Source organism: Myxococcota bacterium (genome assembly GCA_035498015.1).
Lineage (GTDB): Bacteria > Myxococcota_A > UBA9160 > SZUA-336 > SZUA-336 > VGRW01.
Genome location: DATKAO010000195.1, coordinates 1 through 26,861, shown reverse-complemented (window position 1 = coordinate 26,861; position 26,861 = coordinate 1). Strand labels below are relative to the sequence as shown.

The 26,861-nt window shown below is 71.2% G+C and carries 30 protein-coding genes; 13 read left to right on the top strand and 17 right to left on the bottom strand.

The window, feature by feature from the left end; genetic code table 11:
- On the bottom strand, positions 1-1,074 hold a 1,074-nt coding region (locus VMR86_17220), incomplete at its 3' end, for an acyl-CoA dehydrogenase family protein (GenBank protein HTO08792.1).
- 85 nt (positions 1,075-1,159) lie between these two features.
- On the opposite strand from VMR86_17220, the gene VMR86_17215 reads away from it, so the two are divergent.
- Genes VMR86_17215 through VMR86_17200 form a run of 4 tightly spaced genes read left to right on the top strand, consistent with a single transcriptional unit; the run spans position 1,160 to position 4,965 of the window.
- Positions 1,160-1,891, top strand: coding sequence for an ABC transporter ATP-binding protein (locus tag VMR86_17215; GenBank protein HTO08791.1), 732 nt, complete (start codon positions 1,160-1,162; stop codon positions 1,889-1,891).
- Entirely contained in the window at positions 1,888-2,685 is a 798-nt protein-coding gene (locus VMR86_17210) for an ABC transporter permease (GenBank protein ID HTO08790.1), read from the top strand. Before VMR86_17215 ends, VMR86_17210 begins: the two co-directional genes overlap by 4 nt.
- The gene (locus VMR86_17205; GenBank protein ID HTO08789.1) at positions 2,685-4,241 is read left to right on the top strand and encodes a DUF4350 domain-containing protein; all 1,557 of its coding nucleotides are present in this window, start codon (positions 2,685-2,687) and stop codon (positions 4,239-4,241) included. The genes VMR86_17210 and VMR86_17205 overlap by 1 nt, the downstream gene beginning before the upstream one ends.
- A 16-nt stretch (positions 4,242-4,257) precedes the next feature.
- Entirely contained in the window at positions 4,258-4,965 is a 708-nt protein-coding gene (locus VMR86_17200; GenBank protein HTO08788.1) for a thioredoxin domain-containing protein, read from the top strand.
- Positions 4,966-4,973: 8 nt separating this feature from the next.
- Here VMR86_17200 and VMR86_17195 read toward each other — a convergent pair whose 3' ends face one another.
- The gene (locus tag VMR86_17195) at positions 4,974-5,693 is read right to left on the bottom strand and encodes a DUF1499 domain-containing protein (GenBank protein HTO08787.1); all 720 of its coding nucleotides are present in this window, start codon (positions 5,691-5,693) and stop codon (positions 4,974-4,976) included.
- Between the two features lie 60 nt (positions 5,694-5,753).
- Between VMR86_17195 and VMR86_17190 the strand changes: the two genes are divergently transcribed.
- Together VMR86_17190 and infA are read left to right on the top strand one after the other, a co-directional pair.
- Positions 5,754-6,704: a cation diffusion facilitator family transporter gene (locus VMR86_17190; GenBank protein ID HTO08786.1), complete on the top strand. Its 951-nt coding sequence runs from the start codon at positions 5,754-5,756 to the stop codon at positions 6,702-6,704.
- Positions 6,705-6,717: 13 nt separating this feature from the next.
- Positions 6,718-6,981 (top strand): translation initiation factor IF-1, encoded by a 264-nt coding sequence (infA, locus tag VMR86_17185; GenBank protein HTO08785.1) that lies wholly within the window; start codon positions 6,718-6,720, stop codon positions 6,979-6,981.
- Between the two features lie 7 nt (positions 6,982-6,988).
- Here infA and VMR86_17180 read toward each other — a convergent pair whose 3' ends face one another.
- Together VMR86_17180 and VMR86_17175 are read right to left on the bottom strand one after the other, a co-directional pair.
- The gene (locus tag VMR86_17180; protein HTO08784.1) at positions 6,989-8,116 is read right to left on the bottom strand and encodes a ferritin-like domain-containing protein; all 1,128 of its coding nucleotides are present in this window, start codon (positions 8,114-8,116) and stop codon (positions 6,989-6,991) included.
- Positions 8,113-8,745 carry a helix-turn-helix domain-containing protein gene (locus tag VMR86_17175; protein HTO08783.1) on the bottom strand — a complete coding sequence of 211 codons (633 nt, stop codon included), beginning with the start codon at positions 8,743-8,745 and terminating at the stop codon, positions 8,113-8,115. Before VMR86_17175 ends, VMR86_17180 begins: the two co-directional genes overlap by 4 nt.
- Before the next feature lie 58 nt (positions 8,746-8,803).
- Here VMR86_17175 and VMR86_17170 point away from each other — a divergent pair, with 58 nt between their 5' ends.
- Positions 8,804-10,024 carry an FAD-dependent oxidoreductase gene (locus VMR86_17170; GenBank protein ID HTO08782.1) on the top strand — a complete coding sequence of 407 codons (1,221 nt, stop codon included), beginning with the start codon at positions 8,804-8,806 and terminating at the stop codon, positions 10,022-10,024.
- Here the strand turns inward: VMR86_17170 and VMR86_17165 are convergent.
- The 8 genes from VMR86_17165 to VMR86_17130 all read right to left on the bottom strand — a co-directional run bounded on the left by VMR86_17165 (position 10,008) and on the right by VMR86_17130 (position 16,390).
- On the bottom strand, positions 10,008-10,643 hold the full coding sequence (locus tag VMR86_17165) for a helix-turn-helix domain-containing protein (protein HTO08781.1): 636 nt from the start codon (positions 10,641-10,643) through the stop codon (positions 10,008-10,010). The two genes, VMR86_17170 and VMR86_17165, sit on opposite strands and share 17 nt — an antisense overlap.
- On the bottom strand, positions 10,640-11,614 hold the full coding sequence (locus tag VMR86_17160) for an amidohydrolase family protein (protein ID HTO08780.1): 975 nt from the start codon (positions 11,612-11,614) through the stop codon (positions 10,640-10,642). The genes VMR86_17165 and VMR86_17160 overlap by 4 nt, the downstream gene beginning before the upstream one ends.
- Positions 11,611-12,528 (bottom strand): TIGR03564 family F420-dependent LLM class oxidoreductase, encoded by a 918-nt coding sequence (locus VMR86_17155; GenBank protein HTO08779.1) that lies wholly within the window; start codon positions 12,526-12,528, stop codon positions 11,611-11,613. Before VMR86_17155 ends, VMR86_17160 begins: the two co-directional genes overlap by 4 nt.
- 1 nt (position 12,529) lies before the next feature.
- Positions 12,530-13,420 (bottom strand): VOC family protein, encoded by an 891-nt coding sequence (locus tag VMR86_17150; GenBank protein HTO08778.1) that lies wholly within the window; start codon positions 13,418-13,420, stop codon positions 12,530-12,532.
- Positions 13,421-13,443: 23 nt separating this feature from the next.
- On the bottom strand, positions 13,444-14,622 hold the full coding sequence (locus VMR86_17145; protein ID HTO08777.1) for an acyl-CoA dehydrogenase family protein: 1,179 nt from the start codon (positions 14,620-14,622) through the stop codon (positions 13,444-13,446).
- 68 nt (positions 14,623-14,690) lie between these two features.
- Positions 14,691-15,593: a L,D-transpeptidase family protein gene (locus tag VMR86_17140; GenBank protein HTO08776.1), complete on the bottom strand. Its 903-nt coding sequence runs from the start codon at positions 15,591-15,593 to the stop codon at positions 14,691-14,693.
- A gap of 55 nt (positions 15,594-15,648) precedes the next feature.
- Positions 15,649-16,053 carry a L,D-transpeptidase family protein gene (locus VMR86_17135; GenBank protein HTO08775.1) on the bottom strand — a complete coding sequence of 135 codons (405 nt, stop codon included), beginning with the start codon at positions 16,051-16,053 and terminating at the stop codon, positions 15,649-15,651.
- Between the two features lie 85 nt (positions 16,054-16,138).
- The gene (locus VMR86_17130; GenBank protein HTO08774.1) at positions 16,139-16,390 is read right to left on the bottom strand and encodes an alanine-zipper protein; all 252 of its coding nucleotides are present in this window, start codon (positions 16,388-16,390) and stop codon (positions 16,139-16,141) included.
- A gap of 139 nt (positions 16,391-16,529) precedes the next feature.
- Here VMR86_17130 and purE point away from each other — a divergent pair, with 139 nt between their 5' ends.
- Positions 16,530-17,066 (top strand): 5-(carboxyamino)imidazole ribonucleotide mutase, encoded by a 537-nt coding sequence (purE, locus tag VMR86_17125; protein ID HTO08773.1) that lies wholly within the window; start codon positions 16,530-16,532, stop codon positions 17,064-17,066.
- On the opposite strand, the gene lysA is transcribed toward purE, so the two are convergent.
- The gene (gene lysA / locus VMR86_17120) at positions 17,063-18,304 is read right to left on the bottom strand and encodes a diaminopimelate decarboxylase (protein ID HTO08772.1); all 1,242 of its coding nucleotides are present in this window, start codon (positions 18,302-18,304) and stop codon (positions 17,063-17,065) included. The genes purE and lysA overlap by 4 nt on opposite strands.
- Positions 18,305-18,396: 92 nt before the next feature.
- Between lysA and VMR86_17115 the strand changes: the two genes are divergently transcribed.
- Together VMR86_17115 and VMR86_17110 are read left to right on the top strand one after the other, a co-directional pair.
- Positions 18,397-18,930 (top strand): DUF4142 domain-containing protein, encoded by a 534-nt coding sequence (locus VMR86_17115; GenBank protein ID HTO08771.1) that lies wholly within the window; start codon positions 18,397-18,399, stop codon positions 18,928-18,930.
- A 23-nt stretch (positions 18,931-18,953) separates the two neighbouring features.
- Positions 18,954-20,867, top strand: a complete 1,914-nt coding sequence (locus VMR86_17110) for a hypothetical protein (GenBank protein ID HTO08770.1) — start codon at positions 18,954-18,956, stop codon at positions 20,865-20,867.
- Here the strand turns inward: VMR86_17110 and bfr are convergent.
- Positions 20,864-21,334 (bottom strand): bacterioferritin, encoded by a 471-nt coding sequence (bfr, locus tag VMR86_17105; GenBank protein ID HTO08769.1) that lies wholly within the window; start codon positions 21,332-21,334, stop codon positions 20,864-20,866. The two genes, VMR86_17110 and bfr, sit on opposite strands and share 4 nt — an antisense overlap.
- A 181-nt stretch (positions 21,335-21,515) precedes the next feature.
- On the opposite strand from bfr, the gene VMR86_17100 reads away from it, so the two are divergent.
- The gene (locus VMR86_17100) at positions 21,516-22,121 is read left to right on the top strand and encodes an NUDIX hydrolase (GenBank protein ID HTO08768.1); all 606 of its coding nucleotides are present in this window, start codon (positions 21,516-21,518) and stop codon (positions 22,119-22,121) included.
- Here the strand turns inward: VMR86_17100 and VMR86_17095 are convergent.
- Positions 22,096-22,833 carry a hypothetical protein gene (locus tag VMR86_17095; protein ID HTO08767.1) on the bottom strand — a complete coding sequence of 246 codons (738 nt, stop codon included), beginning with the start codon at positions 22,831-22,833 and terminating at the stop codon, positions 22,096-22,098. The genes VMR86_17100 and VMR86_17095 overlap by 26 nt on opposite strands.
- Entirely contained in the window at positions 22,833-23,921 is a 1,089-nt protein-coding gene (locus tag VMR86_17090) for an LLM class flavin-dependent oxidoreductase (protein HTO08766.1), read from the bottom strand. The genes VMR86_17095 and VMR86_17090 overlap by 1 nt, the downstream gene beginning before the upstream one ends.
- A gap of 72 nt (positions 23,922-23,993) precedes the next feature.
- On the opposite strand from VMR86_17090, the gene VMR86_17085 reads away from it, so the two are divergent.
- Positions 23,994-24,851, top strand: coding sequence for a PaaX family transcriptional regulator (locus VMR86_17085; GenBank protein ID HTO08765.1), 858 nt, complete (start codon positions 23,994-23,996; stop codon positions 24,849-24,851).
- Complete coding sequence (locus VMR86_17080) at positions 24,852-25,820, top strand: fatty acid desaturase family protein (GenBank protein ID HTO08764.1); 969 nt, start codon at positions 24,852-24,854, stop codon at positions 25,818-25,820.
- On the opposite strand, the gene VMR86_17075 is transcribed toward VMR86_17080, so the two are convergent.
- Positions 25,778-26,380, bottom strand: a complete 603-nt coding sequence (locus VMR86_17075) for a PEP-CTERM sorting domain-containing protein (protein ID HTO08763.1) — start codon at positions 26,378-26,380, stop codon at positions 25,778-25,780. The genes VMR86_17080 and VMR86_17075 overlap by 43 nt on opposite strands.
- Positions 26,381-26,861: the final 481 nt, after the last annotated feature.

The following is a 26,861-nucleotide window of genomic DNA, read 5'->3' as shown; positions in this document are numbered from 1 at the left end:
GCCGTAGGTGACTTCCAGCGCCTTGGCGCGCTTGAAGTACAGGTGGCAGTCGTACTCCCAGGTGAAGCCGACGCCGCCGTGAATCTGGATGTTCTCGGCGGACGTAGCACGGTAGGCGTCGGCCGTATACGCCTTCGCCATCGACGCGGCGAGCTCCGCCTCGTCGGTGTTCTCGGCCACCGCCCAGGCCGCGTAGTAGGTGATCGACTTCGAGGATTCGACCTGGATCAGCATGTCGGCGCACTTGTGCTTGATCGCCTGGTTCACGCCGATCGGCTTGCCGAACTGCACGCGCTCCTTCGCGTACTTCACGGAGTCCTCGAGCACTTTCTGGGAGCCGCCCACCGCCTCGGCGGAAAGGTGCACGAGCGCGTGATTGCGCAGCGCCCGCCAGGTGGCCCAGCCCGAGCCCGGCGCGCCCAGGAGCTGCGCGGGCGTGCTCTCGAGCCGCACCTCGGCGATGCGCCGCGTCTGGTCGAGCGAGAGCAGCGGCACCGTGCTGAGGCCCGGCGCGCCGCGCTCCACGAGAAAGAGCGAGATTCCGTCCTCGCCGGGTCCGCTGTTGCGCGCGGCCACGACCAGCACGTCGGCGTTCTGACCGTCGGGCACGAACAGCTTCGTGCCGCTCAGCGAGAAGCCCGCGCCGCGCTTCTCCGCGCGGGTCGCGAGCTCGTCGGCGTCCTCGCTGCCGGACTCCTCGGTGATCGCGAACGAGAGGATCTTCCGCCCGGCCGCGGCGTCGGGCAGGAGCTCCTTCTTCTGGGTCTCGGTGCCGCCGTGCAGCACCGCAAGCGAGCCCTGGAAGGTCGCGAAGAACGGCGACGGCGTGAGCGCGCGACCCAGCTCTTCGGCGACCACGACCTCGTCGACCAGGCACAGCCCCGCCCCGCCGTACTCTTCGGGCAGGAGCAGGCCCAGCCAGCCCAGCTCGGCCATCTGCGCGTACAGTCCCGGATCGAAGCCGCGCGGGTCGTCCATGAGAGCGCGCACAGACGTCATGGGCGCTTTGCTGGCGAGAAACTCCCGCGCCGTGCTGCGCAGGAGCTCCTGCTCTTCCGAGAACGCGAAATTCACCGGGTGATTCTATCGCCCGCGTTTTTTCACGGTCAAACAAGCGCGTTGCGAGTTTCGAAGCGCGTAGCGTAGGGTGGCAGCCGAAATGAGCGCGAAGATCGAGGCACAGCGCGTCTCCAAGCGCTTCGGTTCGCTCGTTGCGCTCGACGCTCTGTCGCTCGAGATCGCGGCGGGGGAAGTGTTCGGGATCATCGGACCGAACGGCGCCGGCAAGACGACCTTCCTGCGCATCCTGACCGGTTACTGGCTGGCCTCGGACGGCGACGTGCGGGTCGACGGCCTGTCAGTGACCCGCCAGCGCTTCCAGGTGCAGGCCCGGCTGGGCTACGCGTGCGAGCAGCCCAAGCTCTACGCCGACCACCGGGTCGACGCGTTCCTGCGCCTGATGGGCGAGCTGCGCGGGCTGTCCGGCGCGCGCCTGCGCGCGGCGGTCGCGGTGGCGAGCGAGCGCCTGGGCCTCGAGGAAGTCATGCACCGGCGCATCGGGGTGCTCTCGAAGGGCTTCCGCCAGCGCGTGGCGCTGGCGCAGGCAATCTTGCACGAGCCGGCGCTGCTCGTGGTCGACGAGCCGACCGTCGGGCTCGATCCCGCGCAGCAGATCGAGCTGCGGCGCATCATCGCGGGCTTCCGCGGCCAGCACACCGTGATCCTGTGCACGCACCAGCTGCACGAAGCCGAGCTCTTGTGCGACCGCGTGGCGCTGCTCGACCGCGGCCGCCTGGCGGCGATCGCCACGGCCGACGAGATCCGCGCGGGCGGGAGTCTCGAGGCCCTGTTCCTGGCCAAGGTCGGGACTCACTCGGGGTTCGCGCCATGATGCTGCGGATGCGCGCGCTGTGCCGGAAGGAGCTGCGGCAGCTGTTCGCGTCGCCGATCGCGTACGTGGTGCTCACCGTCTACGTGGCACTCACCGGCATCTATTTCTTCCAGCACCTGGTCAGCTACAACCAGCTCCTGTTCGTGTACCAGTCGGAGGGCATGACGGGCGGCGGCTTCGACCAGGGCACGGTCCCGACCCGCATCAACGTGCTGAACGAGGTGTTCGTGCCCTCGGCCGACGACTTCGGCCTGTTCCTGCTCGTGGTGCTGCCGCTCGTGACCATGCGGGTTTTCGCGGAGGAGCGCGCGAACGGCACCGACGAGCTCTTGCTCACCAGCGGCCTGCGCCCCTGGGAGGTGGCGTTCGCCAAGCATGCCGTCACCTACGCGTTCGTGGCGCTGCTGCTGCTGGGCAGCGCGATCTACCCGGCCGTGGTGGTGCTGCGGGCCTCGTTGGGCATGGAGCACCTGGCGGCGCTCCTGCTCGGGCAGTTGTTCTACGGCTGCGCGATCGCCTCGCTGGGCCTGGCCTGCTCGTCGTTCACCTCGAGTCAGATCGTGGCCGCGGTGCTGGGCTACGCGATCCCGTTCGTGCTGCTCGACTTCGCCTGGCTCTCGAACACGGTCTCGGAAGGCGTGGCCGCGGTGCTGCGCGAGGCCGCGCTGCTCAGTCACTACGGGTCCTTCGCGCGCGGCGTGATCGAGCTGCGGAACGTGGTGTATTTCGAGGGCGTGGCGCTTTTGGGCTGGCTGCTGTCGGTCGCGTCGCTCGAGCTGTCCCGGGCGCGCTGATGACCTTCCTGCCCGCCGCCGGCGTGGTCATGATCCTGGTCGGGGTCGGCTCGTACTACGCCACGCGTTCGCTGCACGGCATGTCGGCCTTCTCGGGCGCCAACGTGGCGATCGGGCTCGTGCTGCTCGTGCTGGGCGCGATCGCCCAAGCGCGCCGCTTCCGCGGCTTCTCGGGCAGCGAGTCACGCCGGGTGGTCGTGCGCTGGATCGCGATTCTGCTCGGCGTGTTCGCCGGCGTGGTCGGCCTGGACGTGTGGGCACATGCAGTCACCGCGCGCATCGACCTCACCGTGGACCGGCAGTACACGCTCTCCGACGAGAGCATCGAGCTGTGCCACGAGCTCGAGAAGAAGGGCGGCCCGCCGGTCGAGCTGGTGTTCTTCGAAGACGCGCTGCTCGCCAAGGACGTGAGGCTCCTGGTCGACGCCTACGGTGACTCCTGCCCCGGCGTGCAGATCCGCGACGCCAGCCGGCGCGAGCCGCCCCAGGCCGCGCGCGACCTCTACACCACGACCGCCACCACGGTGATCGCCTGCCGGCACGACGTGTGCGACCCGGTCGGCTATCCGTCCGAGCGCAACATCACCAATGCCGTCGCCCGCTTCACGCGCGAGCGCGCGATCCGGGTGTACTTCACGGTCGGCCACGGCGAGATCGACCTGGCCAGCGAGTCCGACACGGGCTACTCGGGCGTGGCCGCGATGCTGCGCGACCAGGGCTTCGACCCGCAGGCGTTCGTCGGCCCGGCGGCCTCCGAGGTCCCCGCCGACGCCGATCTCGTGGTGGTGGCCGCGCCCGAGCGCGATCTCATGCCCGAGGAGCTGGCGGTGCTCGACCGCTATCTCGCGCGCGGCGGGCGCATGCTCGTGCTGGCCGAGGCGGGTCAGCGCTCGAACTTCTACTCCCAGTTCCTGCCGCGCTGGGGCTTCGTGCTCGACGACGCCGTGGTGCTCGACCGCGCCTCGAGCCCGCTGTTGCAGGACCCCAAGCCGGTGAACCTGTTGGTGCACCGGTACGCGCCGTACAACCCGGTGACTCGCAACCTCGGGCCGCGCACCATGACCCTCCTGCCGCGCGCGCGGCCGACCGAGCTGGGCAGGAACCCGAGCGCCGGCGCGAAGCTCGACCGCGCGGCCTTCGCCAGCCCGCGCTCGTGGGTGAGTCACGACGTGGCGGCGGCGCTGGCCGGCCGCGACGTCGCGCCCCCGGACTCGAGCGATCCGCACGAGATCTCGCTGGTCGCGACCGGGCGCTACCCGCGCGCGGGCAGCGAGGAGGACTCGAGCCAGGAAGCTCGCATCGTGGTGATCGGCGACCGCGAGTTCGTGTCGAACCGGCTGCTCGAGGCGCTCTACAACCGCGACCTGTTCCTGAACGCGGTGCGCTGGCTCGGCAACGACGAGCAGCGCATCGCCCTGTCCGACAAGGGCTGGACCCCGAACCAGGACCCGCTGACGCTGCAGCAGACCGTCGCCTACTTCTACTTCCTGGCCTTCGCGCTGCCCGAGGCGCTGCTCCTCCTGGGCATCTTCGCGTGGTGGCGCCAGCGCGCTTGATCTAACCTGCGCCGCCATGGCGAAGATGCGGTTCGTGGCGGCGGCGGGTCTCCTCGTCCTGGCCTGCGGCAATCCCTCGCAGAAGCAGCTGCAGGCGATCCAGGACAAGCAGGACGAGATCCTGACCAAGCTCAACGCGATCCAGGACCGACTCCCGCGCCAGGCGGCGGGCGAGGAGTACGACAAGGTCTACACGATCGCCGTGGGTGACTCGCCGGTGCGCGGCGACCCGGACGGAAAGGTCACGATCGTGGAGTTCTCGGACTTCCAGTGCCCGTACTGCGCCGGCGCCGCGCCGATCATCACGCAGGTGCTGCAGAAGTACCCGAAGGGCGTGCGCTTCGTGTACAAGCAGTTTCCGCTGCCGATGCACTCGACGGCGCGGCCCGCGGCGGTCTGGTCACTCGCGGCGCAGGAGCAGGGCAAGTTCTGGGAGATGCACGACGTGCTGATCCAGAACCAGCGCACGCTCGACCCGTCGAAGGGCGAGGAGCTCGCGAAGCAGGCCGGGCTCGACGTGAAGCGCTTCAAGGCCGATCTCGAGAAGAACGGCGCCGCCTACGCCAAGCGCATCGACGCCGACATCGCGCTGGGCTCGACCGTCGACGTGCGCGGCACGCCGACGATCTTCATCGGCGGGAAGAAGGTCAAGCCCGGCGGACGGTCGGTGGAAGGCATGGGGGCCATGATCGACGCCGAGCTGGCCAAGCCGTCCGCCTCATAGCGCGCGAGTCACTCGGTCTTCTTCCTCTGCAGCTCCTGGGCGAAGGCCTCGATGCGCGCGGCGTTGGCGCCGAGGTCACTCTGACCCACCCGCGAGCGCGAGCGCACGTCGATGCGCGCGCCCGCGCCGTCGGGCTTCACGCGCACGATCACGTCGTCGACGAAGTGGAACAGGCGCGAGGTCGCCGTGGCCTCGATGCGGCCCGCGTCCGCGTCGGCGTGAGTCACCACCCAGCCGGGCATGCGGTCGGCGACGGCCTTGGCGCGCTCGAAGGCGCCGGCGGGCGGCAGGTCGACATGGATGGGCACGACGTCCGGATAGCTCTGCCGCTGCTGGGTCTCGACCCAGGTGCGCTCCTCGCCTTCCGCGTCCTGGTTCATCGACAGCGCCTTCACCTCGGGCGTGAACTCGAGCCGATCGGACGGGTCGGTGGAGATGTCGTGGATGCGCGGAACCTTGGACATGCCCGCCATGGCGAGCACGGGCAGGCCCACGAGCAGCGGCACGATCGCCGCGCGCAGCGCGCGCGGGCGCCACGGCTTGTTCGTCACGGTCGCGAACGCGGCCGCGCCCGCGAGGCCGATGCCGAACACCACGCCGATCAGCGCGGCCAGCAGCACCAGGCTGAAGCCGAGCAGCCCCGGCACGGCGTGGACGAAGGCCAGCGTCGGCCCGACCAGAAGCAGAGTCAGAATGGCGAACGTGGGGACAAGCCACAGTCGTTCCATGGTCCCTCCTGGCCCGCGATTCTACCGTGAGGCAAGCTGAAAGGCGGAGGTGAGTCGGGCGTGATCCAGGACCATGGGCACGCGCACCCGCACGCGCACTCCCACGGGCATTCGCACGGGGCGGGACACGCCCAGTCGCGCCCGAGCTCGAGCTCCGCGGCGCTGTGGCGCGCGTTCGCGCTGACCTCGACGGTGCTCGTGGTCGAGGCCGTGGGCGGCTTCCTCACGGGCTCGGTCGCGTTGCTCGCCGACGCGGGTCACATGCTGACTGACGCGGGCGCGCTCGGCATCGCGCTGTTCGCCGCCTGGGCGGCGAGCCAGCCGCGCGGCCCACGCCACAGCTTCGGCTACGGGCGCGCAGAGGTGCTGGCGGCGCTGCTGAACGGCCTCCTGCTCGGCGGCGTCTCGGTCGGCGTGGCCGTGGAGTCGTTCTCGCGGCTCGCGACGCCGCACGAGGTGCGGGCCCGTGCGATGCTCGGGATCGCGGTCGTGGGGCTGATCGCGAACCTGGTCTCGGGGCTCCTCCTGATGCGCGGCGCACGCGACAACTTGAACGTGCGCGCCGCGCTCTATCACGTGGCCGCCGACGCGCTCGGGTCACTCGCGGCGATCGCTGCCAGCGCCGCGATCCTGGCGTTCGGCTGGCAGCAGGCCGACGCGCTGGCGGGGCTCGCGATCGCGGTGCTGTTGGTGTGGTCCGCGCTGCGGCTCACGCGCGAGTCGGTCGACATCCTGCTCGAAGGCGCGCCGCGCCACCTGGACCTGGACCAGATCGCCGAGCGGGTGCGCGCCGTGCCCGGAGTCGCGCGCATCCACGACCTGCACATCTGGACGGTCGGCAGCGGCTTTCCCGCCATGAGCGCACATGTGGACCTCGCGCCGGGCGCGGATCCGGAGGCGGTGCGCCGCGCGGTGCATCGCCTGCTGCACCAGGAGTACGCGGTGGCGCACACCACGATCCAGACGGAGTCGGCGCCGCCCCTGCTGCAGGTCGACGGACCGCCGCTATAATGCCGGCCGCCCGATGTCCAAAAAAGACCTCATCACGGTGTCCGGCGCCATCACCAAGATCCTCGGCGGTGGCCGCTATCTCGTGAAGCTCGAGAACGGCAGCGAGATCACCGCCCAGCTCTCGGGCCGCATGCGGCGCTTCCACATCCGAGTCATTCAGGGCGACCGCGTGCAGTGCGGAGTCTCTCCGTACGACCCCACGCACGGCTTCATCACGTACCGCGAGCCGCCCAGCGGCTCGCCCCGCCCCGACGACCGCGCCGGCTCGAAGAGCTAGGCCCGAATCAGGCGGACACGGCCCGCTTCACCTTCCCGATCTTCTTGCGCCCGCGGTTGATGTCCTGGAGCTCGACCATCGCGGCGTCGGCCACGTCCTGGCCCACGACCTCGTCGTGCTCCCGCGCGAGCTCGTCCATGTCGACCCAGGTCGCGTAGGTGGCGCGCGTGCGCTCGGTAATGATGCCGGCCTTGAGCAGGGTCTTGATCAGCACGCGGAAGATGTTCGTGCTGCGGGTCATCATGCGGCGGCGGTCCGAGTCGCTGAAGGCTTCGAGCACGGCGCTGCGCACCCACTGCCAGTCGAGGCCGAAGCGCGTGTAGATGTGCTGCTTCTGCTCGGAGTTGACCAGGTTGAAGAGCAGCGTCTGGAAGCACTTCGCCGCCCAGGTCTCGACCCGCTCGTGCTCCTCCTCGCTGAGCTTGGGCACGGTGCGGTCGGCCCAGATCTTCCCGAAGCGGTGATGGAAGGCTTCGTCGGTCATGACCAGCTGCACCGTGCGGCGCAGCAGCGGATCGTCGGTGAGTGAGTGGATGGTGGCGAACGCGCCCATCGCCAGGCCCTCGACCAGCATCTGCATGCCCACCAGCTTCTTGTACACCTCGGGCGCGAGCACGAGCTCGTTCAGCAGGTTCCCGAGCGTCGGGCCCACGGCCAGCGGCGTTCCCCAGCGCGCCTGCACGTAGCGCGAGAAGGCAGTCACGTGCCGCGCCTCCTCGCGCGCCTGGTTGGCGGCGTACTCCTGGGCGCCCGGGTCCTTCATGATCTGACACAGCGAGGCCGACAGCGAGAGCGCGCCCTGCTCGCCGTGCAGGATCGACGACAGCGTGAAGCGCGTGCTCTCGTTCGCCAGCTCCACCTGCTGCGCAGGAGTGAGTCGGTCGGCGACGGCGCAGTTCAGCTCGACCGTGAAGTCGCGCGGCATGATCGTGCGCTCGCGCAGGTCGAACTCGTGCGTGAAGTCGACGTAGGCCGGATCGAGCGGGTCCCAGAAGTGGTCCTCGGTGGCCGAGATGATCTGGTCGAACGCGTCGCTGCGTTCCCCGTAGCGCTCCACCTCGATCATCGAGCGGAAGTCGTCGCGGTCGACCGTGTTGTAGGCGGAGTTGTGCGTGATGTGCGTCGACGGGTTCATGAACGGCCTCCTCGGATCCCCGAGAGCTGGAGATCGACCAGTGTTTCCACGACCGCGGCGCGCGGCGCGCGCCCGGGTGACTCGGCCCACCAGGTGGCCACGCGCGCCCACATTCCGACCAGCGCCTGCGCGGCGACGCCGGGGTGCAGCCCGCTCCCGCCCTTGCCCTGCATGGAGATGATCCGCTCCAGGCGCTCGACGAGCTGGCTGAGCGCCTCGGCGCCCACGCCCGAGGCCGCCTCGGCGCCGCGCCCGAAGGCCAGGCGCACGAGCTCGGCGTGCTCCTCCGCAAACCCGAGCAGCGTCTCGGCGCGGGCGCGCGCCGCCGCCTCGGGGTTCTCGCGCAGGGGCAGCACGGAGCGCTCGAGCCGCGCCAGGAGCTCGGCCACGGCGTCGAACACGAGCTCGCGGAACAGCTCCTCCTTGTCGCGGAAGTGCAGGTAGAACGTGCCGGCGGCCACGCCCGCGGCGTTGGCGATCTCGTGGCTGGTCACGGCGTGCAGGCCGCGCTCGGCGAGCAGCTTCTGGCCGCTGGCGCGCAGCCGGGCCCGGGTCGCGGCCCGAGCGCGCTCGGCGGCGCGGCCCGGATCTCGCGTACGGCGCGGTGTGCGCTTTCGACTGACGGCCATGTCAGTCGGTGACGTTACCGTCAGTCCACGTCTCCGGTCAAGCCGGTACTCTCGGGCCATGCCCTCACACCACGTGGCGATCGCCGGCGCGGGTCCCGCGGGCGCGGCGCTCGCCTACCTGCTGGCGCGGCGCGGCGTGCGAGTCACTCTGCTCGAGCGCCAGAGCGACTTCGCGCGCGAGTTCCGGGGCGAGGGACTCATGCCGGGCGGCGTGGACGCGCTGCAGCAGATGGGTCTGGGGCCCGAGCTGGAGCGCCTGCCGCAGGCGCGCATCACCGGGCTCGACGTGTATCTCAACGGCCGTCACGGGCTGCACGTCGACGTGGCCTCGCTGCCGCCGGACCTGCCCCTGCCCCGCTTCGTCTCCCAGCCCGCGCTGCTCGAGATGCTGGTGGCGCAGGCGGAGAAGTCGCCCGGCTTCACGCTGCTGCGCGGCGCGGTCGCGCGCGAGCTGATCCACGCGGGGGGTCGGGTGACTGGCCTGCGCATCGAGGCCGACGGCCGCGCGCGCGACGTCGCGGCGGACTACGTGATCGGCTGCGACGGGCGCGCGTCACTCGTGCGCAAGCGCGCGGGCCTCGAACGGCCGCGCGAGGCGCAGGCGTTCGACGTGGTGTGGGTCAAGCTGCCGCTGCCCGAGTTCATGCGCGGGCGCGTGCGCGGCTGCGTCGGCCGGCGCCACTTCGCGATCGCCTTCGAGTCACCCGACGCCATGCTGCAGCTCGGCTGGGCGATCGACAAGGGGACCTACGGCGACATCCGCAAGGGCGGGATCGAGCACTGGCTCGAGCAGCTGGCGCAGAACCTGCCCGCCGACCTGACCGACTGGCTGCGCGCGCACGCGCGCGAGCTCACGCACCCGTTCCTGCTCGACGTGGTGTGCGACCACCTCGACCTGTGGAGCGCACCGGGCGTGCTCCTGCTGGGCGACGCCGCGCACCCGATGTCACCCGTCGGCGCGCAGGGCATCAACATCGCCCTGCGCGACGCGGTCGTGGCCGCCAACCAGCTCGGCCCGGTGCTGCTGGCGGGTGCGCCAGCCGCAGAGCTCGACGCGGCCGCGGCGCGCGTGACGGCCGAGAGACTCCCGGAGGTGAAGGAGATCCAGGCCATCCAGACCCGGGCGCCGGCGCTCTTGATGCAGCGCTCCCGCTGGGCGGAGCTCGTGGTCGGCACGTTCGGACCGCTGCTCCTGCGCAGCGGGATCCTGGCCTTCGTCTTCCGGCAGGTCTTCCCGCGCTTCGCGCGCGGGACCGCGCGAGTCAGCCTGGCTTTCTGAGCTGCGCGTCGTGCACGAGCGCGAAGAGCGCGCGGTCGAGCAGCTCGATCGTGCGCACCAGGTCGCTCGCGCGTGGATCGATGTGGTCCTGCAGGAACGCGCCGTCGGCGACCGCGAGCGCGAACAGCGCGAGCTGGTCGGCGAGCTCGTCCTGGCCGTGGGCGCCTTGTGACTCGAGCAGGCGCCGGATCGACTCGCGCAGCCGCACCAGGGCGAGCTTGCGCACGCGCCGGATCGCGCCCAGCGACGCCTTGTCCACGTGCTTGCGCTCGAGCGCGATCAGAAACATGAAGCGCAGGAACTCCGGGTGCTGCGAGAGCGCGGCCGCGGTGCGCGCGCCCATCGGCCCGCCGCGCTGGTTGCCGCCCTCGCGTTCGAGCTCGTCGAACCAGCGCTGCGCGCCTTCCTCCATGACCGCACCCAGCAGACCTTCCTTGCTCTCGAAGTGCCAGTAGATCGAGCTGGCCGGCAGCCCGGACTTGCGACTCACCTCCGAGATGCTCGTGCCCGCGAAGCCGCGCTCCGCCATCAGCGCCGCCGCGGCGTCGAGGATGCGCCGGCGCGACTCCGCGCCCTGCTGCTCCTTGCGCGTCGGCGCGCGCTCGACCGCGCGCGTCACCGCCCGGCTCGCAGCCGCGCCGCCACGCTCGGCAGGAGCCCGAGCGCGTTCTCGCGCTCGATACGCGCGCGGGCCGCGGCGTCGAAGCCGGGATACGCGGCCAGGCCGTCGATCGAGAGCTTCGCGACCGGCTCGGGCGCGAACGGGAAGTCACTGCCGAACAAGATGTGGTCGGGGCCGACCAGCTCCTGCAGGGAGCGCAGCGCGTTCGGGTTGGCCGAGAGCGCCGTGTCGTAGTGCAGGCGCGACAGATAGTGCGGCACGCCCTTGGGCGCGCGCTCGCGCAGGTGCGGGAGCGTGCCCATGAGGCTGACCCGACCGACCAGGTACGGGATCGTGCCGCCCGCGTGCGACAGGATGATCGAGAGCCCGGGCAGTCGCTCGAGCGTGCCCGAGAACACCAGGTTCATGACCGCGCGCGTGGTGTCGAACACGAACTCGCCCGCGGCGCCCGGCGCCGCCAGGCGGATCGACTCACTGGTCTTGGGCACCGTGGGGTGCACGAAGATCGGCACGTGGCGGCGATGCAGCTCGCTCATCAGCTCGTCGTAGCGCGCGTCGCCGAGATAGCTGCCGTCGGACCAGCTCGAGAGCAGCACCACGCCGTCGAGGCGCAGCGCGCCCAGCGCGTAGTCGAGCTCGGCCAGCGCGCCGTCGAGGTCGGGCAGCGGAAGCACCGCGAACGCGCCGAAGCGGGTCGGGTGTTCGCCCACGAGCTTGGCCGAGATCTCGTTGCAGCGCCGCGCCAGCTCGCGCGCCGCGCGGTCGTCGCCGAAGTGCAGCCCGGGCGCAGAGATCGAGGTCACCGCCAGGGCGATGCCCTGGCGGTCCATCATGGCCAGCGTGCTCTCCACGTCCCAGCGCGGGAAGGGGATGTCGCCGCCGCCGGTGACTCCCAGCTGCGCCAGCGCGCCGACGTAGTCGGCCGGCAGGATGTGGTGGTGGACGTCGATGCGGCCGGGGGCAGTCACTCGAGCCCTCCCTGGCGCGCCAGCTCGGCCAGGAGCGCGCGCGTGCGCTCGGTCTCCGACTCACTCGCGCAGAGCGCGCCCGCGCGCAGGTCGGTGGCGCCGGCCGCCGCGTACTCTGCGAGCTGGTCGCGCACCTTCGACGCGGAGCCCGCCACGAGCAGATCCTCGGGGCCGCTCACGCCCTCGCGCTCGAGCATGGCGCGGTATGCCGGCAGCGCGCCGTACATGCGCAGCTTCTGCGCCGCGAACTCGCGCGCGCGCGCGACGTCGTCGGTCACGCACACCGGCACGCCGGCCACGATGCGCGGCGCCGGCCGGCCCGCGGCCTGCGCGGCCTGGCGAATGCGCGGCGCGATGTGCGCGCGGACCGTGCGCGCGCCCACCATCCACAGGATCGTGCCCGCTGCCTCGCGGCCCGCGAGCTCGAGCATGCGCGGCCCGAGCGCCGCGACCAGCACCGGCAGGGACGCGCCCGCGAGCGCGAGCCGTCCGCGAGCGCGCACCTCCTCGCCCGCCAGCTCGACGGCATCGCCCGCGAACAGCGCGCGCAGGGCCGTGAGTGTCTCGCGCGTGCGCGTGAAGGGCCGCGCGTAGCTCTCGCAGAACATGCCCTCGACCACCGGCTGGTGCGAGGGGCCGATGCCCAGCACCAGCCGCCCGCCGGCCGCGGCGTTGGCGGTCAGCGCTTGCGCGGCCAACACCAGCACGTGCCGGCCGTAGAGCGGCACGATCGAGGTGCCGAGCTCGATGCCCGGAGTCTCCGCGCCGACGACCGCGAGCGCGACCAGCGCGTCGGGCCCCAGGGCCTGCGACAGCCAGTAGCTCGCGAAGCCCTCCTGCGCCGCGCGGCGCGCCTCGGCGCGGATCGCGTCGAGGCGCGTGTGCGCGCCGCCGCCGTTCCAGCCGATGCGCACCTCAGGCCCCCTTCGCCGGGACCGGCTTGTGACCCCAGGTGCTCACGTGGTCGTAGGTCTTCACCGACCAGGTCGCGTCGTCGACCTTCACGCCGCCCGAGCCGAACTCCACGTCGAAGCCCGAGGGCGTCTTGGCGTAGAACGAGAACATCCCGTCGTTGGGGTGCTTGCCCAGGTCCATGCTGAAGCTCTGGCCCGCCTCGACCATGCGGTCGTGCGCGCGGCCCACGTCGTCGGGCGAGCGCACCTCGATCATGAAGTGGTGCAGGCGCTTGGGCATGGGCACCGAGGCGAACGCGATCGAGTGATGGCGCGGGTTCGCGTGCAGGAAGCGGATCTCGAGCGTGAACTGGGGATTCAGCGCGATCTTCACCCGGTCGCTGAGCCGCATGCCCAGCAGCTCGAGATAGAAGCGCTCGGTGGCTTCGGGGTCCTTGGCGCAGATCACGGCGTGACCCAGGCCCTCTTCGCCGGCGACGAAGCCCGAGCTGACTCGCGGCGAGGTGAAGGGCTTTTGCGCGAGCGCCGCGCCCACGTAGAGCTCGACCGGAATGCCGGTCGGATCGGCCGTCTCGAGCAGGCGAGTCACGCGGCGCGCCGCGGCAGTCTCGGGCTTGCCCTCGGTCACGGTGTAGCCCGCGCGCACCAGCCCCGCGCCCAGCGCCTCGAGCTCGGCGTCGTTCGCCGCCTCGAAGCCGAGATAGCGCAGGTCGTCGGCCGGGCCGGGGTGCAGCACGATGCGCTGCTCGTACTGGTCCAGGCGCAGCGCCAGCGAGCCGTCGGCGCCGCGCCGGCCCGGCTCGAGGCCCAGGAGATCCACCGCGAACTTCTCCCAGCGCGGGAGGTCGCTCACTTCCAGGCCGAGATAGCCGAGCTGTCGTACGGAAGTCATGCTCGAGTCTCCTTTGTCGTGAGTCAGATGAAGAGGTCGGTGGCGTCGGATGGCGGCGCGTCGGGCGCGAGCTCGAAGCGGCCGAACATCCGGCTGGCCTTGTCCGGGTTGTTGATGGCGTGCGCGCGCATGGCGTGCACGTCGCGGAACACGCGTTGGATCGGGTTGTCGAGGAAGATCGCGCGGCCGCCGCTGGCCTCGAACAAGCGGTCCACGGCGTGCACGCCGCGCGCCACGGCCTGGCCCGCGTCGAAGCGCGCGCGCACGCGCGGCCCGAGCGGAATGCCCTGCCCCGCCTCGGCCAGCGCCATGAGCTCGCGCCAGTCACGCCGCATGGACTCACGCGCCGCGTCGACCGCGGCCGCCGCATCGGCCAGCCGCGCCTGCGCAAACGGGTCCTCGGCCGCCTTGGCGCCCGCCGCGGCGCTCACGCGCCCGCGCGTGAGACTCGTGAAGTGACCCAGTGCGGCCTGGGCCGCGCCGATCGCCGGCACCGCGATCGCGCACGCGAACACGCAGCCGAACGGCAGGCGGAACAGCACGCCGGGGTTCACTTCCTGGCCCGGGCTCTTCAGCGAGAACCCGTCGACGAAGCGGTGCGTGCGGTGCTCGGGCACGAACGCGCTGTCCACCACGATGTCCTTGCTGCCGGTGCCGCACAGACCCGCGACGCGCCAGTTGTCGTCGATGCGGTAGTCGCTGCGCGGAACCAGATAGGTGCGCATGTCGGGCAGCGGACCCTCGCCGGGAGCGACTCCGCCCAGGAATACCCAGTCACAGTGGTCGCAGCCGCTCGAGAACGACCAGCGGCCCGAGAGCCGGAAGCCGCCCGGCACGCGCTCGACCTTGCCCGTGGGCGCGTAGGACGAGGAGACGTTCACCGAGCTGTCGTTGCCCCACACGTCGCGCTGCGCGGCCTCGGCGAAGAGCCCGAGCTGCCAGTTGTGCACGCCCAGCACGCCCAGCACCCAGCCGCTCGACGCGCACGCGCCCGCGACCTCCATCACGGCCTCGTAGAACGTCCAGGGGTCGAGCTCGAACCCGCCCCAGCGCTTGGGCTGGAGCGCGCGCAGCAGCCCGCGCGCCTGGAACTCCTTGAACGTCTCGTCGGGCACGCGCCGCAGCGCCTCGCACTCCGGCGCGCGCTCGCGCAGCGCCGGCAGGAGGTCTCGGACCCGGCCCAGGTACTCGCTCGCGTCCATTTCTTGGCCCCTCCGTTCTGTAACGATCGCTACATACACGAACCAGGAAGGCGAGGCAAGCGATTTTTTCAGCCGGACTTCGGGGCCGGGGCAGCGGGCGCAGCCGCGGGCGGCGGGCTGGGCTTCGTGATCCGGGTCGGCACCCCGATCCGCTTCTGCCCCGCCTTCTCGACGAGCGGCCAGTCGATGCGCTTGGCCTCCTTGCCCGCGACGCGCGTCACGAGCTCGCGCAGGCCTCGGGCGGGCTTGGGTGCGGCGATCTTCCCGGTCTCGTCGAGCTCGAGTGACTGGTCGGGGTCGGGGTTCACCTCGAGATACAGCTCGCCCGCGATCCAGCCCAGCTTCACCGGCTCGTTCACCACGCGCACGGGTGTGCCCACGTCGACCTTGGCAAACAGCTCCGCGATGTCCTCCGGGTAGAGCCGGATGCAGCCGCGGCTCGAGTGGCGCCCCACCCCGCGCGGCTCGTTCGTGCCGTGGATGAGATACGAGGGCCAGCCGAGATAGAGCGCGTACTCGCCCAGCGGGTTCTTCGGCCCGGGCGGGATGGCCTCGGGCAGATTCGGGTCGTCGCGGTGCGCCGACTCACCCGGCACCCAGGTGGGCTTCTCCTTCTTGCCCTTCACCGAGGTGACACCGGTGGGTGTCGCATAGCCGTCCTTGGCGATGCCGATCGGGTACGAGCGCGGCGGCGCGCCCTTCGCGAAGTAGTACAGCCGCAGATCGCCCAGGTTCACCACGATGCCTTCGCGCTTGCCGCTGGGCAGGAGCCGGGCGCCGGGCACGGCCAGCCGCGTCTCTCCCGGCAGCCACGGGTCGACACCGGGGTTTGCGGCCAGGAGCTCCACGTAGCCGATGCGCAGCTCCGGCGCGATGTCGACCAGTGTCTCGTCCTGCTTGGTGTCCCGGAACGTGAGCTTGCCCACGAGGTCGCTCGAAGGCGGCGGGTTCTCGAGCAGGTAGCGCGGCACCTCGGGCGCGCGCGCGCAAGCGGCGACGGCAAGCGCGGCGCACGCGAGCAGCGCCCTACGGGCGGATCTCGATCGGCGTCCCGTCATCCACGAGCTCCCAGATCTCGTCCATCTCGTCGTCCGACACGGCGATGCAGCCGTTGGTCCAGTCGTAGTCGCTGTGCAGCCCGCCGATCCAGCTCGCGTCGCGCGGCAGTCCGTGGATCATGACCCCTCCGCCCGCGTCGAGCCCGGCCCGGTGCGCGAAGTCGAGGTCGCGCTCGTTCGGGTAGGAGACGTGCAGCGCGCGGTGGAACTTGCTGTCGTCGATGCGCCAGTCGAGCAAGTACCGCCCTTCGGGCGTGCGCCCGTCGCCGTGATTGCGCTTCGGACCGCTCGGGTTGCGGCCGAGCGCGACCTCGTACTCGCGCAGCACGTGGTCGCCGCGCAAGAGCAAGAGCCGCCTCGCGCCTTTCAGCACGAGGACGAAGCTCGCCTTGCCCGGTGACTCGGCAGGCGGGTCGAGGGCGGCCGGCGGATCGGCGCCGGCCGCTGCCGGGTCCGCGCTACTTGTGGAGCGTGCGCTGAAAGATCCGGTCGCTTTTCTCGCTGGCCTTCTTTGCTTCCTCCGCAGCCTGATCGGCGGCGGCGCGTGCGGCCGCGGCGTCAGCGGCGGCGCGGTCGGCCTTCGCGTTCGCCTCCTGCGCGATGCGCTTCGCGTCGGCGGCGTCCGCCTGCGCGGCGGCCAGGTCGCCGCTCGACGCACAGCCCGTGGCCCCGAGCGCGACGACCAGCGCGACGGCGGCAATGCTCTTCACTCCCAAACCCCGTTTCATGCGAGCTCCTTCCAGTGACCGCGGACGCTACGGAATGCCCGCGCGCTCACTCTGTGATCGAGCGCACTCGTTATCGAAGATTCGCTTGACGCGAAAGAGGGGCGACGCTCCAATCCCGCGCATGAAATCGACCGCCCCGACCGTGCTCCTGATCTGCGGCAGCCCGAGCGACCTCGATCTGGTGCTCGATTGCGAGGAGACCCTGACCGAGCTCGAGATCGGCTCCACGGTGCGCGTGCTGTCCGCGCACCGCACGCCCGACGAGGCCGTCGACGCCGTGAAGAACGCCGAGAAGGAAGGCTATCGCGTGGTGATCGGCTTCGCGGGCATGTCCGCGGCGCTGCCCGGCGTGGCGGCAGCGCACACCACCCTGCCGGTGATCGGCGTGCCGTGCGGCGGCGGCGCCATGAACGGCGTGGACGCCGCGCTCTCGGTGCTGCAGATGCCCCCGGGCACGCCGGTCGCGGCCGTGGCCGTGAACGGCGCGCGCAACGCGGCGCTCTTGGCAGCGCGCATGCTGGCGCTCGGCGACCCCGAGCTGCGCGAGCGCGTCGCCAAGCGGATGAGAGACGACAAGCGCCGCTACGCGCCCGACGCGGTCACGGCAGAGCTCGAGAAGCGACGCGCGGCGCGCAAGAAGAAGTCGGTCGGTCCCTAGATCTCTTCGAGGTCCAAGAGGTCGTCGATCGTCTGGCGGCGGCGGATCTCGCGCACGTGGCCGCCGTCGAGCAGGAGCTCCGGCAGGTGCGGGCGCGAGTTGTAGTTGCTGGCCTGCGAGGCCGCGTAGGCGCCGGCGTCGTGCAGCACCACCAGGTCGCCGACCACGGCCGAAGGCAGCTCGCGAGTCACGACCACGCCGCCCTCCTCCTGGGTGAAGACGTCGCCGGACTCACACAACGGCCCCGCGACCACCGTGGGCTCGGTCGCGCCGCTCGCCGCCTCGCCGCGCGCACGCAGCACCGAGATCTCGTGGTAGCTGCCGTACATGGCGGGCCGCATCAGGTCGTTGAAGCCGGCGTCGACCAGCAGGAAGCGCGTGGCGTCCATGCGCTTCACGGCGCGCACGGTCGAGACCAGCACGCCGCTCTGCGCGACCAGGAAGCGGCCGGGCTCGATCTCGAGCGACACGCGATGGCCGAGCGCGGCTTCGATCTCGCGCCGCGCCGCGTCCCACAGTGAGTGGAGCGCGGCCGTGTCGAACTCGGGCTCGCCGCGCCGGTACGGGATCGGCAGCCCGCCACCGCCCGAGATCGCGCGCAAATCGAGGCCGAGCGCGCGCACCTGACTCACCATGGCGTCGCACACCCGCCGCAGGTGCGCGAAGTCGGCTCCCGACCCGATGTGCATGTGCAGGCCCACGAGATCGAGGCGGTGCTTCTCGATCGAGCGCAGCGCCTCGCCCAGGTGCTCGTGCCAGATGCCGTGCTTGCTCCACGGCCCGCCGGTGTTGGTCTTGCGGCTGTGTCCGTGGCCGAAGCCGGGGTTCACGCGCAGCCAGACGCGGTGGCCGGGCCGGCGCGCGCCCACCTGCTCGAGCATGTCGGCCGAGCCGGCGTTCACGGGCACGTCGAGCGCGATCACCCGGTCCAGGGTCTCGGGGTCGATCACGTCGGCCGTGAACACGACGCCGGCGGGCTCGCCCGCGCCCGTGTAGCCGGCGCGCAGGGCGCGCTCGAGCTCGCCGGCCGAGACGGCGTCGACCAACGCCCCTTCGGCCCGCATGAGCCGCAGCACGTGCAGGTTGGAGAGCGCCTTCTGCGCGAAGCGCACCACGTCGAAGGCCCGCAGCCTCGCCAGCTGGGCGCGAATCACTCCGGCGTCGTACAGGAAGTACGGCGTGCCGTACTCGCGCGCGAGTCGCACGCAGAGCTCGGGATCGACTCGCTTCTCGACCATGGCCGGCCATTCTACAAATTTGCGCGCCCCGGCGAGACCCGGGCGGTGTTTCGCGACGCAGCACGGTACGCGCCTTGCTCTGCACGCGAGCCATGTCGTGGTGGCTGACCGTACTCCTCGGCGTGCTCGCCTTCGTCGGCTGTCAGCGGCCCACGACGCCGCAGGAGCGGGAGCAGTCGTTTCTGGACCGCGCGGGCAGCGCGGGGATGCTCCAGGCGCGGCTCGCGGACGTCGCCCTGAGTCACTGTGTCCGGCGCGAGATCTACGACCATGCGCGCCACGTGCTCGAAGATTGGACCGACGCGCGCAAGGCGCTCACTCGTGCGGCGCGCGCCGACGACCTCGAGCTGCCGTCCGACCTGTCCGAGCCCCATCAGGAGGAGTACATCCGAGTCGCGGCGGCGCGCGGCCCGGAGTTCGACCAGGCTTACCTCCTGGCGGCGATCGAAGCCGACGCGGCGGCCGTGGCGGACTTCCGCGAGGAGAAGACGAGCTTCCGCTCGGAGACCGCGAAGTGGGCCGCCGCCGAGCTGCCGGAGCTCGAGCGCCGTCTCGCCGCCGCGCGCAGGCTCGCGGCGCAGGAGGAGTCTCCGGCAGTGCGTATCTCGGCGGCAACTTCGGAATGACTCGCTTCGGGTAGAATCGGCGGGTGAGACCCGCTGCGGTTCTATTGGGCTGCCTCGCGTTGGGCATCGCTGCGCTCGCGCGCGCCCAGCAGACGGAGCCGACCGCGCCGACCTGCTCCGTGTCGAGCGATCCAGAGATCGTGAGCCCCGCGGGCGTGCTGCACGTGTTGCAGGATGCGCAGATCCTGCGCTTCTCGCTGCTCGCCGGCAGCGCGCGGCCGCCGCTCAGCCTCGCGGACAGCGCGGACGAGCTGGCCTTTCTGCCGCCGCTGAACGCGCTCGTGATCGCGCGCGCGGACCCGCCCTCGCTCAGCCTGCGCTCGTTGATGGACGACGCCGACGAGCTTCCATTCGCCGAGGAGGCGCTCTCCGACGCCAGCTCATTGTGCGGCATGACCACCACCGACCAGCAGGTGGTCGTCTGCGTCGACCACAATCACTATCTCGTGCTGAACGCGGCGGGCGAGGTCGTCTCCGAGGCCGACGTGGGTGACTTCATCGCGCCCGAGGAGCCGAACGATCCGAACGACCCCAACGCGCCGCCCCCGGTCGACATCCCGAGCTGGGACGACATGGCCTTCGATGCAGTGACTCGCACGCTGTTCTCGGTGCGCAACCAGGGGCACCTCCTGGGCGCCTTCGCCCAGCCGGTCGACACGGACGGCACGCTCGGCGAAGCCGCCAGCTCGGACCCGAACGCGCTCGGCGTCTTCGACCCCCTGGATCCCAACGCGCCCGACCCGAACGCGCCGCGCGCCGCGCAGCCGCTCAGCCTGGCCTCGGGCGGGCGCCTGATCGCGCCGGACGGGCTCGAGCTCTCGACCGACCCGTTCGAGATCACTCAGATCCCGCAGCTTGCCCAGGGTCAGCTCTTCGCGCTGGGAGATGCGGTCGTGACGCTGGGCGGGGCCTCCGGAACGAACGGCTGCGGGCTGACGAGCGAGGACCTGGGACTTGCAAAGGGCGCCCTGGTCTCGACCGGCCCGATCCGCACGGCCGAGCGCCAGGGCCGCGAGTGGATCGTGCGCGGCGACGGCGCGGATGCCACGGTCAGCGAGCTCTTCCCCGGGACGGGCGATCTGGACCGCGACCATTCACCCGACTCGCGCGACTTCTTCCCGTTCGAGCACGCGGCCGCGGGCCGGGACTGGGACCACGACGGCATCCCGGACCCGAACGATGCCTTCCCGACCAAGCTCGACGAGTGGCTCGACAGCGACGGCGACAAGGTCGGCGACAACGAGGATGCATTCCCCGACGACCCGAACGAGCAAGTCGACAGCGACGGCGACGGCGTGGGTGACAAGGAAGACGGCTGCCCGAACGACCCCAGCGGCACGTCCGATCTCGACGGTGACTCGGTCTGCGACGACACGGACGCGTTCCCGATCGATCCGCTCGAACAGACCGACGACGACGAGGACGGCGTGGGCGACAACGCCGAGGCGCAGGACACCGAGCTCGGCGAGCCGATCGCGCTCTACCAGGTGAGCGTGAAGCGCGACGCCCGGTTGCGCGGCTTCTCGCACGAGACCACCACTGACTCCGAGCTCTTGATCCTGTTCGACAACGACCGCTTCGAGCTGTGCGCGCCCGCCGATTGCGAGGCCGAGGCGGGGCTCACCGGGAGCATCGTGAAGCGCAACCAGAGCGGCACGAGGCTCGGGCTCGAGCTCGACATCGCGGCGATGAGCGCGCTCGAGCCGGTGTTCGCGGAGGCCGGGGCGGAGCTCGTGGCGGCCGACCAGGCCGACCCGCCCTCGCCGACGCTCACGTTCTATCCGGACCAGGTGACTTCGAAGGGCAGCGTCACCCTGGGCAAGAAAGGCGCGACGCTGAGCCTCCAGCTCGACCTGCGCTACGACCGTGGCGCGCGCGGCGCCCGCGGCGCGCGCGGGCGGCTCGTGTACAAGGCCAAGGGTCCGCCGGCAGACTAGTCCTTCATCTGCTCCGCGAGATAGCGCTCGGCGCTGATCGTCTCGATCATGCCGAGCTGCGCCTCGTGCCAGTCGACCGACTCCTCCTCGCCCTTCAAGAGATGCTCGAGTATCTCGCGCGTGCCGGCGTCGCCCTTCTGACCCGCGAGCGCGATCGCGTCGTTGTACCGCTTCACGGCGTCGAGCTCCATCTGGAGGTCGAGCTTGAACTGCTCGACCACCGTCTCACCCACGCGCACGGGCATGTAGCGCTGCATGTTGGGCACGCCATCGAGGAACAGGATGCGCTCGATGACCTTGTCGGCGTGCTTCATCTCGTCGATCGCCTCGTCGTAGTTGTGCTTCCACAGGCGCTGGTAGCCCCAGTTCTGGCACATCTTCGCGTGGACGTAGTACTGGTTGATGCCGGTGAGCTCTGCGGTCAGGATTCCGTTCAGAGCCTCGATCACCGCCGGGTCACCGCGCATCGCTTCCTCCTAGCTGGTCTCCTTTGGGCGCCGGCAGCCAGTTGGCTTCCTTGGCCTTGCCCGGCGAGGTGTTCTGCAAATAGATTCGAAGGCTCATGCCCCGGTCCTCCCCTGGTGCCCTGGGGGCATCGTATCGGAATTCTCCGCGTGCACGCGGCCGCGGTCGCGTAGAGTTCGGCTCGTGACCGACCCGCGCGCGCCGCTGCTCGACCAGCTCGCTCGCTATCTCGGGCGTCATCCCGAAGAGCGCATCGCCGTCGACCACGTGATCCAGTTCGTGCGCGCCAATCCGGACTGCTTCGAGCGAACGTGCGTACCGGGCCACGTGACTGGCTCGGCGTGGATCGTCTCGCCCGACCGGCGCGCGTTCCTGCTGGCACACCACGCCAAGCTCGGGCGCTGGCTGCAGTGCGGCGGTCACTCCGATGGCGACCCGGACACCCCGGCGGTCGCGCTGCGCGAGGCGCGAGAGGAGTCGGGGCTGGCGAAGCTCGAGTTCGCACAGCGCGACTCACTCGGACCCGTGCCGTTCGACGTCGACGTGCACGTCTTCCCGGCGCGCGGCGGCGAGCCTGCGCACCTGCACCACGACGTGCGCTACCTCTTGCTCGCCGCGCCGGGCGAAGAGCCGCGCGCGTCGAGTGAGTCGAACGCGCTGCGCTGGTTCCCGGCCGAGGTCGACCACCCGGAGCTGGCGCACGAGAGCCTGGCGCGGCTGGTGCGCAAGGCGCGGGCGTGGATCGCCGCGGAGCCGCGCTCGGCTAGCCGACCCGCTCGGTGCCCGTGAAGGCGTGGACGTCGGGCCGGCACACGAAGCGCACCCGCGGCAGGGTCACGTCGCACAGCGCCACGAACGCAGCCACCGGCCAGGCGAGCGCGGCGCCCGGCACGCCGAAGGCGTCGGCGTCGAAGTGACTCACCTCGGGCGCGGCGCGCTCGGCGCGGGTCACGTGCACGTCGGCGTCGATCTGCACCAGCCGGAAGCCCTTGGGTGTCTCGGCCGGGTGCATGGACGAGAAGAACTGCAGGTCGCCCGGCGCGAGCGGCAGCGGTCCGAGCGCACGCGTCTCGAGCCTCACCTGACCCTCCGCTTCGACCCGGCTGTCGACCCGGTCGTAGAAGCGCTCGAGCCGGATGCGCGCGGGCCGCGCGCCGAAGGCGAAGCGGTCGTTCAGCGCCGCGCGCGCGGGCTCGCCGTCGACGAAAGCGCCCGCCAGGAGCTGGCGCGGCCGCACACCGGAGCGACAGCTCAGCCGGAGCTCGGCGAGCGCGAAGGGGCCGAGCGGACCGTCCGGGGCGCGCAGCACGGCCAGCACGGCCAGAACCGGAAGCGTGGGCGCGAGCGCGGGCGGGAAGAGTGACTCCGGCGGCCGCCCGCCCAGCTCGTAGGTGACCTGCAAGAGCTCCACGCCGGGCAGCACGACGGCCTCGGTCTCGAAGCCGCCCAGGCGCGGCGCGCGGCGAGCGAGCGCGGCGACGTCGGCCCTGCCCTCGAGCATCAGCGCGCTCCGTTCCTGCGGAACACCGGCATCACCTCGCGCGCGAACAGGCGCAAGCTCGCGAGCACCTTCTCCTGGGGAATCGCTTCCATGGCGTTCAGCAGGAAGTTCACCCCGTCGACGCCGATCGACTCCCACTCCTTGATCGCGCGCACGATCCGGTCGGGATCGCCGATGGCCATGCCCTCGGGGATCCCGCTCGAGTCACCGGGGCTGCCTTCGCGCCGGGCAGGTGACGGGGCCAGGTTGGCGAGTGACCCGTAGGCGCGCGTCGGGTAGGCCTCGCGCGTGAACAGGAGCTGCGTGTTGGCTTGGGTGAACAGGCCCAGCATGCCGAGCCCGGTGCGCGCGGCCTCGGCCGGGTCCTCGTGGCAATACAGGAAGTTCAAGGTCGCGACCTGTGAGTTCACCGCGCCGATCGGCGTGCACGACGCGATCCGGCGCCGGTACTCGCTCGTGCGCCGCTCCTGCTCCTTGAAGCTCGCCGCGGCCACCCCGAGACACCCGATGCCGCGCTCGGCCGCGTCGAGCTCCGTGCCGGGCGAAGTCACCGTGACCCACAGCGGCGGATGCGGCTGCTGCACGGGCTTGGGCAGGATCGCGCGCTCGGGCACCGAGAACGACATGCCCCGCCACGAGAAGCGCTCCTCGGTCCACATGCGCGGCAGCGCCCGGATGGTCTCGTCCCAGGTCTGCTTGGTGGTGTCGGGGTCGATCTCGAAGCCCGCGAGCTCCGACCAGGTGGACGAGCGCGCCGTGCCGAGCTCGAGTCTCCCGCCGGAGAGGATGTCGAGCACGGCGGCGCGCTCCGCGATGCGCACCGGGTGATTCATCTTCGGCACACACACCACCGCGCCGTGACCCACGCGGATGCGCCGGGTCTGCATGGCGCACGCGGTGAGGAACAGCTCGGGCGCCGAGCAGTGCGAGTACTCCTCGAGGAAGTGGTGCTCGACCGCCCACACGAAGTCGAAGCCGAGCTCGTCGGCGAGCCGCACCTGCTCGAGCGCGTTCTCGTACACCGACCGCTCGACCCCGGGCGCGAACGGGCGCGGCACCGACAGCTCGTAGAAGATCCCGAAGCGCATGCGCGCATCGTATCGAAAAGCGGATCGTTACAGAATTTGACGCATACGTACGATATCTGTAATATCGAGCACGTGAGCCCGAGCCCCAAGAGCGTGGTCCTCGACCTTTTGCAGTCGACGCGCGGCCGATCCCTCCCCGTGCGCGCGCTGGTCGAGGCCGCCGCGCTGTTCGGGCTCGCCGAGAACGGCTTGCGCGTGGCGCTGTTGCGGCTGGTGGCCCGAGGCCTCGTCGAACGCGACGGGCCGGGGCGTTACCGCCTCGCGGCGAGCGCGCAGCCGGTCTCGAAACGCGTCGGCGGCTGGTTCGCCGCGGACCAGCGCGCGTTGCGCTGGGAAGGCGGCTGGCTGGGCGTGCTGACGCACGGCGCGCGCGGTGGACGGGCCGCACGCCGCGGCGACGCGCGCGCCCTCGCCTTCCTCGGCTTCGCGCGGCTCGCGCCCGGGCTCTGGGTCCGGCCCGACAACCTGCGCGGCGGCGTGACGGCGGCGCGCGAGGCGCTGCTCGAGCTGGGCCTGGACCGACACGCCTCGGTGTTGCGCCTGTCCGAGCTCGACCCCAGGACCGAGGCCCGGGCGCGCGCGCTGTGGGACGCCGAGGCGCTGGTCGCCGCGCAGCGCCAGGCGCGCGAGGCGCTCGAGCGCAGCGCCGCGAAGCTCGAGCGACTCACTCCGGCCGAGGCCATGGTCGAGACCTTCCTGGTGGGCGGGCGCGCGATCCGCGAGATCGCGCTCGACCCCTGCCTGCCCGAGGCGATCGCGCCCGAGCGCGAGCGCCGGGCGCTGGTCGCCGCCATGCGCGAGTACGACCGCGTGGGCCGCGCCTGCTGGCGCGAGTTCATGAAGGCGCACGACGCGCCGCACCGCACCTCGCCCGCGAACCTCGCGGGTCTTTCCGACGAAGCGCGCGCCGCCGCGCTGGGGAGTCACTAGGTGAGCACGAGCCCGGAGACCTGGGAGGCCTGGAACTGGCGCGACGCGCTGTCGATCGAGGAGCGCCGCGAGCTGCTCCAGGTCGACGACCTGCACGGCTGGCTGTCGATCGCCTTCGACTGGGCCGTGGTGTTCGGCGCGATGGCGCTCGTGGCCTGGGCGCCCAACCCCCTCACGATCGTGCTCGCGCTGTGCCTGATCGGCGCGCGCCAGCTCGGCTTCGCGATCCTGATGCACGAAGCCGCGCACCGCTCGCTGTTCGGCACGCGCTGGCTCAATGACTGGGCCGGCAACTGGCTGTGCGCCTACCCGATCTGGGCCGAGGTCGAGCCCTACCGCCGCTACCATTTGGTGCATCACGCGAAGACCGGCACCGCCGAGGATCCCGACCTGGGGCTCGTGACTCCCTTCCCGATCACGCGCGACAGCTTCCGCCGCAAAGTGATTCGCGACCTCAGCGGCCAGACGGGCCTGAAGCAGGCCAAGGCCGTGTTCATGCGCGACCTGGGCTGGGGCAGAGGCAACCAGCGCGACCAGGGCATGAGCCGCGGCGAGCGGCCCGACGTGGGCTGGCGCAAGCTCGCGCCGGTGGTCGCGACGAACCTCGTGTTACTCGCGGTCCTGTGGGCCGCAGGTCACCCGGCACTCTATCTGCTGTGGCCAGCCGCGTGGCTCACCACCTACCGGCTCGTGACTCGCATCCGCTCGATCGCCGAGCACGCGCTCACGCCCGACGCGAACGACGCGCTGAACAACACGCGCACCACGGTCGCGCGCTGGTGGGAGCGGCTCTTGATCGCGCCCAACCGCGTGAACTACCACCTCGAGCACCACCTGATGATGACCGTCCCGCACTACAAGCTGCCGCGCTTCCACCGGCTCTTGCGCGAGCGCGGCGTGCTCGACCGGGCTTGTGTGTCGTACGGCTATCTCGGGGTGCTGCGGAACGCGGCCTCGAAGGCGGGCTGACGCCGGGCTGCGAGACCCATCAGGCCGATCAGCGCGAGTAGCGCGGAGCCGGGCTCCGGGACCACGAACGAGAGACTCCAGCCCGCCGACTGCCCATGGGCCGGGTCCGCGTCGTTCGCGGGGGAGAGCGCCGCGTCGATCAGGAACGTGTAGGTCCCCGCCGCGAGCGTGCCCTCGTACGAGAACGGCTGGACGAAGCTCGGTCCAGGATGCGCCGCGGTCGGCGGCGGGTTTTGGAACGTGAGCGAGAACAGGCAGGTGCTCCCGGAGCACAGCTTCACCCGCCCGCTGCCTGCCGCCGGGTCACTCGAGCTGGTCGTGAGGTCGAGCTCGCCGCTGAACGAGACTCGCGTGTCCTGGTCGGTCGTGAAGGTCTCGCTGAGCTGCGATTCCAACGTGGCCGGCAGCACATAGGCGGCCACCAGCGACATCACGCTTCCGCTGCCCTGGATCGAGTCGAGCGTCTGGATGGGCAGCGAGATCTGGATCGGGCCCGAGTAGAGCGGAGTCACTCCGACCACCGAGTGCTGACTGACCGAGCCTGCGGAGGGCTCGGGCACGCTCAGCTCCGCATCGAAGGCGCCGCCCCCGGGAGAAGGAGCGACAGCCGTGGTATCGATGGTCCGAAAGCAGAGGTTGCCCGTGCACTGGGTGCTCTCGATGGAGGCCATGCGCCACTCGCTCTGCAGCAGGGTCGTCGCGCCTGCCCGCGCCGCGCCGACCCCCAGCCCGAGCGCGATCCCGATCCAGAGCCAATTCCGCACGAGCGCCTCCGCGTCCTCACTCAGGATACGCGGGAGTCACTGGGACTGACAAGCACCGCAAGCCGGATTGACATGAGTCGGCCGGCCCACGGATTCATCGTGAGCGTCTCCTCATCGACGAGCGCGTTTCGCCATGCGCAGGGCCTCCCAGGCCGCCGGTGGAAGTGTCTTCTGCGCGTGGGTCAGTGCCGACTTGCTCCGGCCGCTCGCGAGCCACAGACGGGTGAACACCTCGGCTGGCCCCATCCAGAGCGCGTAGTAGAGGTCCGGCGGCAGC